The following is a 15,733-nucleotide window of genomic DNA, read 5'->3' as shown; positions in this document are numbered from 1 at the left end:
CCTTGATCGGTGATGGCAACCAGTGTGCCGAAACCGGTCGCTTATGGGTAGATATGCTCATATGCGGGCCCGAAAAAAAGCCCGATGATCGCGCCAATTCCGGGGGACTGCAGCCAGGCTGTGGTGCCCTTTTTTTATGCCTGTGTGCCCAGTGGAGGGAAACACTATCCATGACCGAGTCAGCCAACGCCAACATCGCCGATTACTACGACGCTGAGACGTTCAATCGCATCAAAACTTTCGCCGACGGCAAGGAAACGCCGTTTGTGGTGATTGACACCGCCACCATCGACCGTCAGTACGACGAGCTGGTGGAAGGTTTCCCCTACGCCAAGGTCTATTACGCGGTGAAAGCCAATCCGGCCCAGCCGATTCTGACCATGCTGCGGGACAAGGGTGCCAGTTTCGATATCGCGTCGGTGTACGAGTTGGAGAAGGTGCTGGCCCTGGGTGTGTCTGGTGATCGCATCAGCTACGGCAACACCATCAAGAAGGCCCGTGACATCCGTACCTTCTACGAGAAGGGTGTGCGCCTGTTCGCCACCGACTCGGAGGCGGACCTGCGCAACATCGCCAAGGCGGCCCCGGGCTCGAAGGTGTACGTGCGCATCCTGACCGAGGGCACCCTGACCGCGGACTGGCCGCTGTCGCGCAAGTTCGGTTGTCAGACCGATATGGCCATGGATCTGCTGATCCTGGCCCGGGACCTGGGCCTGGTGCCCTACGGCGTGTCTTTCCACGTCGGTTCCCAGCAGCGGGAAATCGGCGCCTGGGACGCGGCCCTGAACAAGGTGAAGGTGATTTTCGAGCGTCTGAAGGACGAGGACGGTATCGAGCTGAAGATGATCAACATGGGCGGTGGTTTTCCGGCCAACTACATCACCCGCACCAACGAGTTGAAGGTGTACGCGGAGGAGATTGCCCGCTTCCTGCACGAGGACTTTGGTGCCGAGCTGCCGGAGATCATCATCGAGCCGGGCCGGTCGCTGATTTCCAACGCCGGTGTGCTGGTCAGCGAGGTGGTGCTGATTTCCCGGAAATCCCGCACTGCCCTGCACCGCTGGGTGTTTACGGACGTGGGCAAGTTTTCGGGTCTGATTGAGACTCTGGACGAGGCGATCAAGTTTCCGATCTGGACCGACAAGGCCGGTGAGGGCGAGGACTGTGTGATTGCCGGGCCGACTTGCGACAGTGCCGACATCATGTACGAGCACCACAAGTACCCGCTGCCGCTGAATCTGGCGATCGGGGACCGGATGTACTGGTTGTCGACGGGGGCTTACACCACCACTTACAGTGCGGTGGAATTTAATGGCTTTCCTCCGCTGAAGGATTACTACATCTGACGCGGTAGTTGCCGGGATTGTGTGGGGCCTTCGCAGAACACCGAGGGGGCCGCGGGGCGGGGGTGTCTTTCCTCTGGGAAAAATAACTCGCTGCGCTCAGACATTTTTTTCCCGGCGGAAAGACACCCCCACCCCACGGCTTGCTGGCTTGGGTGGGGGATTACTTTTGGAAGGGTCAACTTTCGGGTTGGCCCTTTTTTCGTTCCAGGTTCAGGGTGAAGGCCAGGGGCAGGACCAGGATGGCGTAGGCGATCATGGTCAGCAGGGCGTGCCGGGCGTCGCCGGTCCAGTCGGCGAGCAGGCCGCCCACCATGGGCACGAGGAAGGCGACGGTGTAGCCGACCAGGAAGGTGCCGGCGGACAGGCGGCCGGTTTCGGCGGCGTTGACCACCAGGGGTGGAATGGCCACCAGCGAGATCAGCAGCATGCCGGCGACCAGGCTCATGGCGGTGGCGCTGACGATGGACCACCAGCCGGTGAAGACGATGGCGCCAATGGCCCCGAGGATGCTGAGGCTGGCCAGGGTGGCGATGACGCCGGTGCGGCCGATCCAGCGCCGGGCCATTTTCAGCATGACCAGGGACGCGGCCACCTGGGCCAGGTTGTACCAGAACAGGGCGTCGGCCAGGCGGTGGAACTGGCCCTGTTGCTGCAGCAGGTTGGCCATGTAGGCGTTGAGGCCAAAGAACAGGGAGCCGGACAGGCCCAGCAGCAAGCCCAGCCTCAGGGTGAGCGGGTTGTGCCAGTCCGGCAGCCAGGCGACTTTGCGCACCGGTCTGGCCCGGTCTCGTTTGGGCAGAAACAGGGCGGCGGCCACTAGGAGCGCCGGCAGAGACCAGGCCAGCAGGGTGGCGCGCCAACTGTCGTCGAGCAGCGGCATGAGGACCGGCAGGGTGATGCCGGCGCCGATGAATTCGCCCATCAGCATGCCGTTCATGTAGATCGCCGTGCCCAGGGCCAAGTGGTGGGGTTCGAGCCATCTGGGCAGCAGGGCCGGAAGGGCCGGCTGCATCATCGAGACGCCGATGCCCATGACCGCGCTGGCGATCATCAGGCTGAGGGTGTCGGGTACCAGGCCGCGGCCGGCGGAGCCAATGACCATGATGATCATGGCCAGGGCCAGGGTGTTGCGCGGGCCGATGCGGGCGATGGCCAGGGAGCCGGGCATGGAGCCGACGGCCAGCATCAGGATGGGCAGGGTGGTCAGGGCGCCGGTGAGGGCCTGGGATAAAGCCAGTTCGTCGCCAATGAAGGGCGCCAGGGGTGGCGCCACCAACACCGGAATCCGCAGGTAGACTCCGGCCAACCAAAGCAGCACCGCCACCGGCAGCAGCGAGGCTGGCGGTGGCGGTGCGGGGGTGGCCTGGGGTCCAGCCACCGGCAACTTAGTTGTCGCCGGTGTCGGGCAGGTAGGCGCCGTCCTCGTCGTGGACTTCCCGGCCGGTGACCGGCGGGTTGAAGGCACAGATCAGGCGCATGTCTTCGGTGCCGCCGTAGAGGGTGTGCTGATCGTGCTTGTCGAGTGCGTACAGGGTGCCGTCGGTGATCTCGTGGGTTTCACCGGTGGCCTTGTCCAGGATCTTGCCGTTGCCGGCCACGCAGTACACCGCTTCCAGGTGGTGCTTGTACCAGAGATTCAGCTCGGCACCGGCGGGAATGATGGTCTCGTGGAAGGAGAAGCCCATGCCGTCTTTTTTCAGCAGCATGCGGCGGCTGGTCCAGCCCGGCCCGGTGACTTCGCGTTCGGTACCGATGATGTCTTGCACTCGTACAATTTTCATTAGCATTCCTCATTTTGTGATGGAATAGCCGAACAGTATAAACATCCCTTTCAGGTCCGGTTCAACCGCCAGTCGTCGTACGCGGCCATTCCCTGTTCGATGGCGGCGATGAATTTCTGCCGCAGCCGGTCATCCAGCGGGCGCCGTTTCCGGCACCGGTCGAAGGCCTGCTGGATGGCCTGTCGGCTGCGCCGGTCGAGGCGCTCCAGCCAGTGGTGGTCCGCCGGCTCCAGGTCCAGCAGGTCCCGGCCGGCGTGGTTGCGCTGGCTGATGTGCCACCAGTGATCCACCGCCCTTCCCAATACAACATAGCCGAACTGACTGTCCTGTACAGGACCGAAGGTGGCGGTCTTGAGGCCGTTTTTCAGGGCACCGATGTTCAGGGCCGGCAGCATCAGCTGGTCGCCGTACAGGTAACTGCCGGCGGCGCCAATCAGGCCGCCGACCAGGGCACCGGCGCCCAGGGAGTGGCCCAGGGTCAGGGCGTCCAGGCCGGCACCGCCTACGGCACCGGCACCGAAGCCCGCGGTCGCCAGGTAGCCCCTGCTCACGGCCCAGGTTTGCCGGCTGTCTTCGGAGAACAGGTCGTGCTCGTTGTGCCATTCCAGCTCCGCTTCCTGGCGTCGGATGCGCTGGTGTTGGTACAGGTGCTCGATGTTGATCCGCAGCGCCTGTTCCCGCCGCCGCTGGTGCTGGTACCAGCGCTGGCGCAGCTGTTCGGCCAGGTCGGTGTCGCTGGTAGCGGCGACCTGGTCGAGGGTTAGGGTGCGTTTCTCCCGGTACGCCATCATGTCGGCCAGGGCATCGGCGATCAGGCTGGCGGATTGGCCCTGGCGTTTCTGGCGCTGGTTCGCCAGGTGCTCGGTGGCCTGGCTCAGGGGCTGCTCCCAGTCCGGTTCCAGCTGGCCAAAGGCACGCAAAAGGCTGAGATGTTGCTCGAACGGGGCGCGAACGGCGTCGAACTTGCGGACGACTTGGAAGAACTGGCCGAGCGCCGCCTGCCAGGTGTCGCTGTAGTCGTCGGGGCCGATGCTGTTGATCAGTGCCAGGCTGGGCCGGCCGGTCCAGCGCAGGATGGTCATCTCGGCTTCGTGTTCGGCGCTGTAGGGCACCGAACCGTCCACCACGTAAATGATGCCGGCGCCCTCAATCAGCGGGGTCAGCAGTTCGCATTCGTCGGTAAAGCGGCCATCGTCCCGGTGCTGGGTGACGAAGGCCCGCACGGTTTCGGGGTGATCGGAGGCGCTCAGGCTGTGGGCCTGGAGCCATTCCAGCACCCGCCGCGGCCGTTGGAACCCGGGGGTGTCGACCAGGGTGTACAGGGTCTGGCCGTCCACGCTCAGGGGGTAGGCCTGACGCTGGCGGGTGGTGCCTGGCTCCAGCGCGATGGCGATGGCGTCGTTCTGGGACAGGGTGGCCACGACACTGGACTTGCCCTTGTTGGGATGGCCGACCACGGCAAACATCGGGGCATCGGTCATGGCCCGACTCCGGAGGCGGCGTAGGGGTCGCGCCAGGCCAGCGGCAGCGCGCTGACGCGGACCCGGTCGCTGTTCAGGCGCTCGGCAAACCGCAGCCATTGGCGCAGTTGGTGGGGCTCCAGTTCGCTCTGGCCATCCAGGCTCAGGGGCACCAGGGCGATGGTGACGCTCTCCGGCCAGCGCTGGCAGGCTTCGGCCAGAAAATCCAGCAACTCACCGGTCGGCGGTTCCCAGCTCCGGGTGATCACCAGCACCGCCGGCTGCGGCGTTTGTGCCAGTTGCTCGGCCACTTCGGTCAGCACCGCGCGGTCGTCGGCCAGGCTGGCGCGGCCGCCGGCGCGAAAGATCCGTTGGCCCGTGCCGGTCAGGCCGCCAGGCAACTCCGGCTCGCCGGCGCCGGCCCAGCACAGCAGCAGGTCGGTGTCCGGCAGGGGCGCCACGGCGGCCTGGGTGGCGGTGTCCGGCAGGTCGTCGGCGTCGTTGTGTTCGCTGCCGGTGTCCAGGGTCGGGGTTTCCATCCGGTACAGCAGCGCGTGCCACCCCGGATGGCTGGCCAGCAGTCGCCCGGCCTGGTACCGCAGCAGCCATTGGGTCAGCAGGGTCAGCAGCAGCCGGGGCACCAGCACCCAGGTGGTCCAGAGCATGGTGACGAACGGCCACCACTGGCCCCAGAGTTCCGGCGCCAGGTCGCCGCGGCCGGTTCCGGTGCGGAAGAAGCGGGTTGCTTCCACCAGCGCCAGGTCCGGCACCGCGGCCGGCCAGAGCCAGGCCCAGGGCGTCGCCAGCGCCAGCAGCAACTGGTGATAGGTGCTGGCGCCGGTGGTCAGCGTGGTGCTCCAGCCGAAGGCCAGGTCCTGCACCACCACCAGAAGCAGCAGGGTGACCAGACCGGTGAGGGCGAAAGCGCTGGCGCCGAGGTGGGCGGCCCGGGCCATCAGCAGCGGGCGCAGTCGTCGGGTCACCCCGCGCTCGGCCCTGGGGGTGAGCCGGCGCACCAGCCAGCGCCAGGGCTGCCAGCCAATCAGGGCCTGGACGCTGGTGGCCAGGGCCAGCAGCAGGTGCAAGCCGACAAAGGCGATGATCAGGGACAGGTTGATGCGCTGGCCGCCCTCGAAAAACAGCAGGCTGAGCATGGTCAGCACGCCCAGCAGGGCGCCCAGGGCGGCAAAGCCGAGATTGATCCGGCGCCAGAGTTGCAGGGTTCGGCGGGCCTCGCCCGGGGCGGTGCCCGGTCCATTCAGGTACGCCATGTGCTCGAGCCACAGCGCGACACCGGGCGTGCGGCCCTGCTGTTCGCAGGTCAGGGCGAATTTCCGGTCGCGCCGGTGCAGAAACGCCGGCGGTTGGTCACGGTCCCGCTGGCTGCGGGCATCAAACTCCAGCAGCAGGCGCAGGGGGCTGTGGCTCATGCAGTATCCCGTTGGTGAATTTGAGGGTGCTCCATTGATGTTAGGATATAGGCATTGTCACGACGGATACCAATTAACGAGCCGCCATGCCCCACCACCTGATGAACCTGCGCCATGTCCCCGACGACGAGGCCGACGAGATCCGGGCCCTGTTCGAGGCCCACGAGGTCCGTTACTACGAGACCCCGCCAAGCCGTTGGGGCATCAGCATGGGCGGTTTCTGGGTGCACGACGAGGACGAGGCGGCCCGGGCCCGGCGCCTGCTCGACGACTACCAGCGGCAACGGGCCCAGACCCAGCGTCAGGCGTACGAGGCCAGTCTGGCCGCGGGCGAGACCGGTGGGGTCTGGTCCATGCTGCGCCGGCGGCCGGTGCGGACCCTGGCGGCGGTGCTGGCCATCGTGGTGATCGCCGGCCTGAGCCTGCTGCCCTTTGTCCGCCTGGGCTGAGCCCTCAGCTGTCAGTGAGCTCTCAGATGTTGGTCTTGCGGCCTTGCGCCGATTCCTGACCATCTTCCGGTGGACGCCGTTCCTGCCGGGCCAGAAACCGGATGGCGGCGTCGACCGCGTCGCCGGCGGTCAGAAAGCTGGTGACGTGCCCGCGCAGGTGCATCTTGAACAGCTCGTTGTCGATGCGATGGGCGTCCAGGGCGTCGCGGAATTTCTCGGCCTGGCTGAACGGCACCAGGGTGTCTATGGCGCCGTGAAACAGGAAGAAGGGCGGCGCCCCGGCGCCGATGTGGGTGATTGGTGAGGCTTGGCGATAGGTGTCTGGAATCGCCTGTAGCCGGCCGCCCAGGAACTGGCGCAGCAGCTTGCCGGAGCCGAACGCGGCCAGATCCGAGGGCAGGCCGCCGACCACCGCCGCCTTGAGCTGGGTGTCCGGGCCGCCGTGGGGAGCGTTGAGCGGGCTGTCGGAACTGGCCACCAGGGCCAGCAGGGCCACCAGGTGTGCCCCGGACAAGAACCCGAAACCACTGACCGAATCCGGATCCAGGCGGTAGTGCCCGGCGTGCCGATTGATCCAGGCCCGGGCCACCTGCAGGTCATGCAACTGGGCCGGGAAGGTGTAGTCGGGGGCAAAGCGGTAGTCGATGTTGAACACGGCGAAACCATGACCGGCCAGGGTTTCGGCGATCCAGGTCATGTCCGCCCGGGACCGGCGCTCCCAGCCGCCGCCATGCACCATTAGCACGACCGGGCGGGCGCCCGGGGTATCCGGCAGGTACAGGTCGCCATACAGGGTCTGGGGCCAGTCGTCGGGGGAAAAGGGCAGGCTGTGTTCCACCCGGAAGTCGGTGTCGGGGACGGCGATGTCGGTGCCCGGCTCGTCCTGGTGACTGGCGCAGCCGGCCAGCAGCGCCAGGCTGCCAAGCAGGCTGGCGACCCACTTCCGTCCCCGTGGTGATCCTGTTCGTGGCACTGGTTGGCTCCCGAGTCCCTGTGGCTGATAGCGGTAATACGATCCGGCAGTCCAAGCGGATGCCGGTGGGTCCCAGCCCCCGTCCAAGGCCGGGATGTCCGGTTTGGCAGACGGTGTCCGGAATCCAGGACGATCGTGGCCGGGGCGTGGTGGCCTGGCCTGGGCCGGTGCCGCGGCTCGAGCCGCTGTCCGGAATTCCGGATAAGATCGTCGAATCCACCGGCGGTTCATAAAATAAATGAATTAAAACAACCGGTTGCTCGGTTGGCACAAGATGCGCATGGCCGTTGCCTCAACAACAACAAACAGGGAACGACTATGAAACGCATCATGATGGGCATCGTGATCGGTGCTGCCGCCTGCACGCCAACCGCCTGGGCCGCCGGTTTTGGCCCGTTCAACACCCTACCCGGATTTATCCAGGGCGAGATCGACCACAGCCGTTACGACGGCGTCACCGACGACCTGCTCACCGCGGGCCTGGGCGCGTCCGGGCTGGCCGGACCGGCGCCGGCATTTGACGACGCCCTCGCGCCAATGCCGGCCGAACTGCGCCGGCTGGCCATCTACAACAATTACCGGGCCCTGGTGGATACGGTACCCGGTGGCGGCTACGGCGAGTTCTTCGGGCCCGCTGTCGGAGCCGGCGGCGAGGGCCTGATCGCCGGCGACGAATACCGGGCCTTCATGCGGGTGCCTGGGTCCCGGGTTCCGGTGACCGTGATGGTGCAGGTGCCGAACAGCTTCGATCCCCACACCGCCTGCATGGTCACCGCGCCGTCATCCGGCTCCCGCGGCCTCTACGGTGCCATCGGCACCGCCGGTGAGTGGGGGCTGAAGAAAGGCTGCGCCGTGGTCTACACCGACAAGGGCACCGGGACCGGCTCTCACAATCTGGAGACCGACGCGGCCCAGCGTCTGGACGGTACCCTGACCGATCAGCAGGAGCCGGTGCAGTTTCGGGCCGATCTGTCGGAGCCGGCGCGGGCCGATTTCAACGCCCAATGGCCGGACCGGCTGGCGTTCAAGCACGCCCATTCCAAGGCCAACCCGGAAGCCCAGTGGGGGCGCCATGTACTGAATTCGATCCGTTTCGGCTTCTACGTGCTGAACCAGCGCTTCGGCCACGAACTGCGCAATGGCAAGACCCTGAAAACCCTGTGGCCGGCCAACACCCTGGTGATCGCCTCGAGCGTGTCCAACGGTGGCGGTGCCTCGGTGCGGGCCGCCGAACTGGATCGCTGGGGCCTGATCGACGGGGTGGCGGTGTCCGAGCCCAATGTGAACCCGCGGGTCGGCCCGGCGTTTTCCATTCGCCAGGGTGATGGCCCGGTGATCACCGGGCACAGTCGCAGCCTGCTCGACTACAGCACCGCGCTGGCAATCTACCAGGGCTGCGCCAACCAGGCCCCGGCCATCCGCGACCTGGCCCCGCTCAATGCCGTGTTCAATCCGCCGGCGGTGGGCGAGGCCATTTGTCATTCCCTGGCCAACAAGGGACTGGTGTCGGGTGCGACGCTGGATGACCGGGCCACCGACGCCCTGCGCATCCTGAACCAGGACTTCGCGATCCAGCCCGAGCAAAACCTGCTGGCGCCGGTGCATTTTGGCCTGTCCGTGGCCCAGGGCATCGCCATGACCTACAGCAACGCCTACGCCCGGGCCGGGGTCGAGGACCGGCTGTGCCAGCTCAGCCTGGCCGCCACCGATGCCGCGGGCGCGGTCACCCCGATCAGTGGCGCCGCCGAGGCCGCGCTGTTCTCGGCCAGCAACGGCATTCCGCCAACCGCCGGGGTCAATCTGGTGTACGACGGGGCCGAGGGCCAGCCCACCAACCTGGCCGCCAGTGTCTCGCCCAGCTCCAGCCAGGCCGACTTCGGCCTGGACGCCCTGCTCTGCCTGCGAAGCCTGGCCGAGGGCCGGGATGCGGTGACCGGGGCGAGGCTCCGGGGTGAGTCCGCGGCCCAGGCCCGGGCCATTGCCCGGGGTATCGACCAGATCCGGGCCTCAGGCAATCTGCGGGGCAAGCCCACGGTCTTTGTCACCGGTCGGGCGGACGCCATCCTGCCGATCAACCACACCTCGCGCCCCTACGTCGCCCTGAACGCCCTGGTGGAAGGTGCGGACTCGAACCTGCGCTACTACGAGATCCTCAACGCCCATCACCTGGATGTGTTGAACGGCTTCCCGGGCCTGGCGGACCGGTACCTGCCCCTGCACCACTACTTCTTCCAGGCCCTGGACCTGGTGTGGGCGCGGTTGACCGAACAGCAGCCGCTGCCGCCGAGCCAGGTGGTCCGGACCCTGCCCCGGGGCAGCATCGCCGTGCCCCTGTCCGCCGACAACCTGACGCCCATCCAGGCGCAGCCCGCGGCGGCCGACCGCATTGAGTTCGTCGACCGCCAGCTCCGGATCCCGGACTGACCGGGGCCCCGCCGCCCCGATCCCGGTCCGGGCGGCTGCGTTTGCCCCCGCCCATGGGGGCCCATATACTTCCGAAACTGCATCCGGGCGACCGGATGCTGGAGTTTTGAGGCATGAACGATATCCAAGCCGATGGTGGTGCGCGGTACATGACACAGCTGTTTACCGAGAAGAACAAGAACGGGCTGACCCGGGACCTGATCGAGGCCCTGTTCCCGATGTTCGAAGAGGCCAGCGCCGGCGCCATCGCGGTGGATCGTGACAGTCGCATCACCTGGATCAACAGCAGCTATTCGCACCTGCTGGGTCTGGGTGACCCGGCCCAGGTGGTCGGCAAGCCGGTCCGCCAGGTGATTCCCCACACCCGGATGCCGGAGGTGGTGGAGTCCGGCAAACCCCTGTTGCTGGACATCATGGAACACAATCGTCAGCAGCTGGTGGTGACCCGGTTGCCCTACTACGATGAGCGCGGCGGCATTGTCGGCGCGGTGGCGTTCGTGCTCTACGACGACCTGCAGCCGCTGACCCCGCTGGTGGCCAAGTACCGCCGGCTGCACCAGGACCTGGCCGCGGCACGCAAGGCCCTGGCCAAGAAGGCCCGGGGTACCCGCTACAGCCTCGGGGATTTTGTCGGCGCCAGTCCCGCGGCCCTGGAGGTCAAGCGCCGGGCCCGACTGGCCGCCGGCCGCGACATGCCGGTGCTGCTGCTGGGCGAAACCGGCACCGGCAAGGAGGTCCTGGCCCAGGCCATCCACACGGTGTCGTCCCGGGCCGACAAGCCCTTTGTCGGGGTCAACGTGGCGGCCATTCCGGACAACCTGCTGGAGGCGGAGTTCTTCGGCGTCGCCCCGGGGGCCTACACCGGGGCCGACCGCCGGACCCGGGACGGCAAGTTCCAGCTCGCCAACGGCGGCACCCTGTTCCTGGACGAGGTCGGCGACATGCCCCTGCCGCTGCAGGCCAAGCTGCTGCGGGCCCTGCAGGAAGGGGAAATCGAGCCGCTGGGTTCGAACAAGGTGGAGCAGGTGGACGTCCGGGTCATCGCCGCCACCAGCCGCAACCTCGAGGAGATGATTGCCGACGGCAGCTTCCGCTCCGATCTGTACTACCGCCTGAACGTGCTGGAAATTCCGATCCCGCCCCTGCGCGACCGGCTGGCGGACCTGGGCGTGCTGTGCGAGGCCCTGCTGGAGGAAATCTGTGACGGCCTGGACCTGCGCGGGGAGATTACCGATGCCGGGGTGGCGGCCCTGGGCAGCTACGATTGGCCCGGCAACATCCGGGAGCTGCGCAACGTGCTGGAGCGGGCCCTGACCATGGGGGAGGACGGCGGCCTGCTGGACGCCGACGCGGTGTTCAAGGTCCTGCCCCGCAACGGCAAGCGCCCGGTCAGCTCGCTCACGCCCCAGCCGGTCCGGCCTCTGGCCCGGGTCCTGGCCGACGCCGAAGCCCAGGCCATCGAGGATGCGCTGGTGGCCAGCCGGGGCAACCGGACCCGGGCGGCCAAGCTGCTGGGCATCTCCCGGTCGGTGCTGTACGAGAAGTTGGCCAAACTGTCCTGATTTCCGGACACCTGTCCTGGTGTCCGTACAAACCCCTACGACTGATGTCTAAACCCGTCCGGATTTCCGGACATTCGGCCTCTTTTTGATCTGCCGTCAAATTCATAACTAGCTGAAAATTAATAGAAAAGCATCCTTGGCACAGTGTCTGCACGTGCGCGGTGGCAGGACGTCAGAACAACGCAGAAAACAAGACTGACGCCAATCGTTGGACCCAAATGACCCATGTCCGTCTGTTTCCTGCGATGTCTGACTATACTCAGACTAGGCCTGACCGGGATTGCGACCGGCAGGCCGGCTACAACAACAATGCTAGGAGACTCGCTAATGAAACTCTTGAAGGCCATCACCGGTATCGCCGGTGCGATTGCCCTGACGACGGGTTCTGCCGTCGCCGACGATCTGCGCTGGAAAATGCCCGTTGCGTTCGCCACCAACCTTCCCGGCCTGGGTTCCCCCGCCGCCTGGGTGGCCGACAACCTCACCACCGCATCCGACGGCAGCATTCAGGTCCGGGTTTATGAGCCGGGCAAGCTGGTTCCGCCGTTCGACATCCTGCAATCCGTTTCTGATGGCAAAGTATCCGCCGGTTACACCTGGATCGGTTACGACCAGGGCAAGGTGCCCGCGGTACCCCTGTTTGCCGCCGTGCCTTTCGGCATGAAGCCCTGGGCCTACATCGGCTGGTATTACTACGGCGGCGGTCATGATCTGCTGCAGGAAACCTACGCCAACAAGGGCTTCAAGGTGCACGCGCAGCTGTGCGGCATCATCGGGCCGGAAACCGCGGGCTGGTACTCCAACAAGATCGAGTCCCTGGACGATTACAAAGGCATGAAGATCCGTTTTGCCGGTCTGGGTGGCAAGGTGCTGGAGAAGCTGGGCGCGTCCGTCACCATGATGCCGGGTGGCGAGCTGTACCAGGCCCTGGAAAAAGGCACCATCGATGCCACCGAATTCTCCATGCCGGCCATCGACCAGATCCTGGGCTTCGACCAGGTGGTCAAGTACAACCTGTTCCCAGGCTGGCACCAGCAGTTCACCGCTCAGTACATGCTGATCAACAAGGACGAGTGGAACAAGGCCACCAAGGCCCAGAAAGCCCTGGTTGAAGCGTCCTGTACCGCCGCCACCACCCGTGGTCTGGCCGAAGGTGAGTACAAGAACGGTGCCGTTCTGGCCGGTTTCCAGGACAAGGGCGTGAACGCCGACCAGATCCCGCGCGAAGTTCTGCTCGAGCTCAAAGAGGTGACCCAGCAGGTGCTGGAAGAGGAAGCCTCCAAGGACGCCGACTTCAAGAAGGTGTACGAGAGCCAGCAGGAGTTCATGAAGTCCTACAAGGTCTGGGATGAGCGCGCCTACCTCCCGGCAGATCTCTAAGGTCGTCTGGGCCTAGCCGAAGCACCGGGCTTGCGCCCGGTGCCTTTCGACCAGTGGATGGCCCTTCGGGGCCATCCTTGTTTCGCAGTATTTGCCTTCCAAGCGAGGTACCCACCCATGACGGTGTCTGATCCGCACTCACCAGAGCAGCCGCGTGCGTCGGTGAGCAAAGCAGACGAATTGATTCATCATCACACCGAGTTACCGACCACCCGCCTTAGCCAGTGGCTGGACTCGATCCTTGCCGCCATCGGCAAGAGCGCCTCCTGGCTCTGGGTGGTAGTGACCGGTGTGATTATCTGGGCCGTGGTCGGCCGCTACGTGTTCGGCCAGGGCTCGGTGTTTCTGGAAGAGGTCCAGTGGCATCTGGCCGGTACCGGCTGGCTGCTAGGCCTGGCCTACACCCTGGTGGTCGACGACCACGTCCGGGTCGATGTCCTGCACGAGCGCATGTCCCTGAAGGCCCAGGGTTGGGTCGAGTTGCTGGGGCTGTTGATTCTGCTCTTGCCGTTCCTTGGGCTCGCGGTGTACGAAATGGTGCCTTACGCCATCCGCTCCTGGGAATTGGGTGAAACCAGCCAGGCGCCCGCGGGGCTGTCCCATCGCTGGGTGCTCAAGGCGGTGCTGGCGCTTTCCTTTGCCCTGCTGCTGTTGGCGGCCGTTTCCCGCCTGTTCAAGGTCACTGCCCTGTTGTTCGGTTTTCCCCGACCGATCCGGACCGATGCCAAGAATGACAAGAAAGAGGATGCGTCCTGATGGAGCTCGAAACGCTATTTGTAATCGGCATGTTCGTGACCTTCGGAGCCCTGCTGATGACCGGGTTCCCGGTGGCCTGGGTGCTCGGTGGTACGGCCGTGATCTGGACCGTGGTTGGGGTCCTGGCGGTGGAGAACTTTGGCGCCAACCTTTGGTTCGACTACCCGTCCTCTATGGGCCTGGTGCCCGAGCGGATATGGGGTATCGTTGCAAGCGAGACCCTGGTGGCGCTGCCCATGTTCATCTTCATGGGTATCATGCTCGACCAGTCCGGCGTCGCGGAACGCCTGATGAACAGCATGGTCAAGCTGTTCGGCCCGGTGCGCGGCGGCTTTGCCGTCACCGTGATCGTGATCGGCGTGCTGCTGGCCGCCACCACCGGCATCATCGGTGCCTCGGTGGTGCTGCTGGGCATGCTGTCGTTGCCGGTGATGATGGAGAACAAATACGACAAGGGCTTCGCCGTGGGGACCGCCTGCGCCACCGGCACCCTGGGCATCCTGATTCCGCCGTCGATCATGCTGGTGCTGATGGCCGATCGCCTGGCGGTGCCGGAAGCATCGGTGGGCGACCTGTTCATGGGCGCGTTCCTGCCGGGCCTCTTGCTTGGTGCCATGTACGTGGCCTACGCCATGCTGCGTCCTTTGTTCCAGCCGAACATCGCGCCGGTGCCGGAAGGCACCGAGAAGATCAGCTGGGGCGTGGTCTGGGAAGTGGCCAAGGCGGTGCTGCCCACCGCCGCCCTGATCCTCGGTGTGCTGGGCTCCATCTTCGCCGGCATCGCCACCCCCACCGAAGCCTCCGGGGTTGGTGCCCTGGGCGCGCTGTTGCTGGCGCTGATGGCCGGGCGCCTGAACCTGAAGGTGCTGAACGCGTCGATGCAGCAAACCACCCGCACCGCGGCGTTCATCTTCGCCATCTTCCTCGGTGCCACCGCCTTCTCCGTGGTGTTGCGGGGCCTGGGTGGCGATGCCGTCATCGAGGAAGCGCTGCTGGGATTGCCGTTCGGCCCCTACGGCGTGGTGCTGACCATCCTGCTCGGGGTGTTCCTGCTCGGCTTCTTCCTGGACTGGGTGGAGATCACCCTGATCATCCTGCCGCTGGTGGCGCCGGTGGTGCAGCAGCTGGGTTTTGACCTGGTCTGGTTCACCATCCTGTTTGCCATGTGTCTGCAAACTTCGTTCCTGACGCCGCCGGTCGGTTTCGCGCTGTTCTACATCAAGGGCGTAGCGCCGCCGGAGATCAAGGTCACCGACATCTATCGCGGTGTGGTGCCGTTCATCATCATTCAGCTGGTAGCGCTGGCGATTGTGTTCCTGGTACCGGAAATCGCGACCTGGCTGCCAAGCATTGCTTACGATTAAGGAGAGCTTTCCATGCGTTTGAAGAACCGGATTGCCCTGATCACCGGGGCCGGGCGTGGCATCGGCCGGGCCATCGCCGAACACTACGGGCGTGAGGGCGCCCGGGTGGCCGTGGCCGACCTGACCCTGGAGGCCGCCCAGGAAGCGGTGGACGCCATCGAGCAGGCCGGCGGCACCGCCATGGCCCTGGCCATGGACGTGACTGACGAACAGGCCGTGGACGCCGGTGTGGCCGCGATTGTGGATAAGTGGGGCGGCCTGGACATCGCCCTGGCCAACGCCGGTATCCAGCACATCGATGCGGTGCACAAGCTGGGCTACGCCGACTGGCGCAAGGTCATGAACGTGCACCTGGACGGCGCCTTCCTGGTGACCCGCGCCGCGCTCAACCAGATGTACGCCAACGGTGGCGGCACCATGTTGTACATGGGCTCGGTGCACTCCCTGGAAGCCTCGCCCCTGAAGGCGCCCTACGTGGCCGCCAAGCACGGCATGCTGGGACTGTGCCGGGCGGTGGCCAAGGAAGGGGCCGAGCACGGGGTGCGCAGCAACATCATCTGCCCCGGCTTCGTACGGACCCCGCTGGTGGACAAGCAGATTCCCGAGCAGGCCAAGGAACTGGGCATCTCCGAGGAAGAAGTGATCAGCAAGGTCATGCTGAAAAACACCGTGGATGGTGAGTTCACCACCCTGGAAGACGTGGCCGAGCTGGCCGTACACCTGGCCGCCTTCCCCTCGGCGGCCCTGACCGGACAATCGATCGTGGTCAGCCATGGCTGGCACATGCAGTGAGATTCAGGAGAGACAG

At 65.7% G+C, this 15,733-nt stretch carries 13 protein-coding genes; 8 read left to right on the top strand and 5 right to left on the bottom strand.

Annotation, left to right across the window (positions count from 1 at the left end):
- The first annotated feature begins 170 nt into the window (after window positions 1-170).
- Window positions 171-1,346: a type III PLP-dependent enzyme gene (locus tag U5822_RS05640; RefSeq protein WP_322854653.1), complete on the top strand. Its 1,176-nt coding sequence runs from the start codon at window positions 171-173 to the stop codon at window positions 1,344-1,346.
- Window positions 1,347-1,521: 175 nt separating this feature from the next.
- On the opposite strand, the gene U5822_RS05635 is transcribed toward U5822_RS05640, so the two are convergent.
- Genes U5822_RS05635 through U5822_RS05620 form a run of 4 tightly spaced genes read right to left on the bottom strand, consistent with a single transcriptional unit; the run spans window position 1,522 to window position 6,017 of the window.
- Window positions 1,522-2,730: an MFS transporter gene (locus U5822_RS05635; RefSeq protein WP_322854652.1), complete on the bottom strand. Its 1,209-nt coding sequence runs from the start codon at window positions 2,728-2,730 to the stop codon at window positions 1,522-1,524.
- A gap of 1 nt (window position 2,731) precedes the next feature.
- Window positions 2,732-3,127, bottom strand: a complete 396-nt coding sequence (locus tag U5822_RS05630; RefSeq protein ID WP_322854651.1) for an ectoine synthase — start codon at window positions 3,125-3,127, stop codon at window positions 2,732-2,734.
- Between the two features lie 50 nt (window positions 3,128-3,177).
- A complete protein-coding gene (locus U5822_RS05625) occupies window positions 3,178-4,608 on the bottom strand; it encodes a GTPase/DUF3482 domain-containing protein (RefSeq protein ID WP_322854650.1) in 1,431 nt (476 codons plus the stop codon).
- Complete coding sequence (locus U5822_RS05620; protein ID WP_322854649.1) at window positions 4,605-6,017, bottom strand: DUF2868 domain-containing protein; 1,413 nt, start codon at window positions 6,015-6,017, stop codon at window positions 4,605-4,607. The genes U5822_RS05625 and U5822_RS05620 overlap by 4 nt, the downstream gene beginning before the upstream one ends.
- An 86-nt stretch (window positions 6,018-6,103) precedes the next feature.
- On the opposite strand from U5822_RS05620, the gene U5822_RS05615 reads away from it, so the two are divergent.
- Window positions 6,104-6,466: a DUF6164 family protein gene (locus tag U5822_RS05615; protein ID WP_322854648.1), complete on the top strand. Its 363-nt coding sequence runs from the start codon at window positions 6,104-6,106 to the stop codon at window positions 6,464-6,466.
- 22 nt (window positions 6,467-6,488) lie between these two features.
- Here the strand turns inward: U5822_RS05615 and U5822_RS05610 are convergent, their stop codons facing one another.
- Window positions 6,489-7,439 carry an alpha/beta hydrolase gene (locus tag U5822_RS05610; protein WP_322854647.1) on the bottom strand — a complete coding sequence of 317 codons (951 nt, stop codon included), beginning with the start codon at window positions 7,437-7,439 and terminating at the stop codon, window positions 6,489-6,491.
- Between the two features lie 318 nt (window positions 7,440-7,757).
- Here U5822_RS05610 and U5822_RS05605 point away from each other — a divergent pair, with 318 nt between their 5' ends.
- The 6 genes from U5822_RS05605 (at window position 7,758) to U5822_RS05580 (ending at window position 15,717) form a co-directional block, all read left to right on the top strand.
- The gene (locus U5822_RS05605) at window positions 7,758-9,863 is read left to right on the top strand and encodes a 3-hydroxybutyrate oligomer hydrolase family protein (protein ID WP_322854646.1); all 2,106 of its coding nucleotides are present in this window, start codon (window positions 7,758-7,760) and stop codon (window positions 9,861-9,863) included.
- A gap of 113 nt (window positions 9,864-9,976) precedes the next feature.
- On the top strand, window positions 9,977-11,425 hold the full coding sequence (locus U5822_RS05600) for a sigma-54 interaction domain-containing protein (RefSeq protein ID WP_322854645.1): 1,449 nt from the start codon (window positions 9,977-9,979) through the stop codon (window positions 11,423-11,425).
- Window positions 11,426-11,752: 327 nt separating this feature from the next.
- The gene (locus U5822_RS05595; RefSeq protein ID WP_322854644.1) at window positions 11,753-12,805 is read left to right on the top strand and encodes a TRAP transporter substrate-binding protein; all 1,053 of its coding nucleotides are present in this window, start codon (window positions 11,753-11,755) and stop codon (window positions 12,803-12,805) included.
- Window positions 12,806-12,922: 117 nt separating this feature from the next.
- Window positions 12,923-13,561: a TRAP transporter small permease subunit gene (locus tag U5822_RS05590; protein ID WP_322854643.1), complete on the top strand. Its 639-nt coding sequence runs from the start codon at window positions 12,923-12,925 to the stop codon at window positions 13,559-13,561.
- Window positions 13,561-14,925, top strand: a complete 1,365-nt coding sequence (locus U5822_RS05585; RefSeq protein ID WP_322854642.1) for a TRAP transporter large permease — start codon at window positions 13,561-13,563, stop codon at window positions 14,923-14,925. The genes U5822_RS05590 and U5822_RS05585 overlap by 1 nt, the downstream gene beginning before the upstream one ends.
- Before the next feature lie 12 nt (window positions 14,926-14,937).
- Window positions 14,938-15,717, top strand: coding sequence for a 3-hydroxybutyrate dehydrogenase (locus tag U5822_RS05580; protein ID WP_322854641.1), 780 nt, complete (start codon window positions 14,938-14,940; stop codon window positions 15,715-15,717).
- Window positions 15,718-15,733 lie beyond the last annotated feature (16 nt).

Origin of the sequence: Marinobacter qingdaonensis (genome assembly GCF_034555935.1) — a bacterium.
Classification (GTDB): Bacteria; Pseudomonadota; Gammaproteobacteria; order Pseudomonadales; family Oleiphilaceae; genus Marinobacter; species Marinobacter qingdaonensis.
The sequence above is the reverse complement of the archived record's forward strand: the minus strand, read 5'-3'. Positions and strand labels throughout refer to the sequence as shown.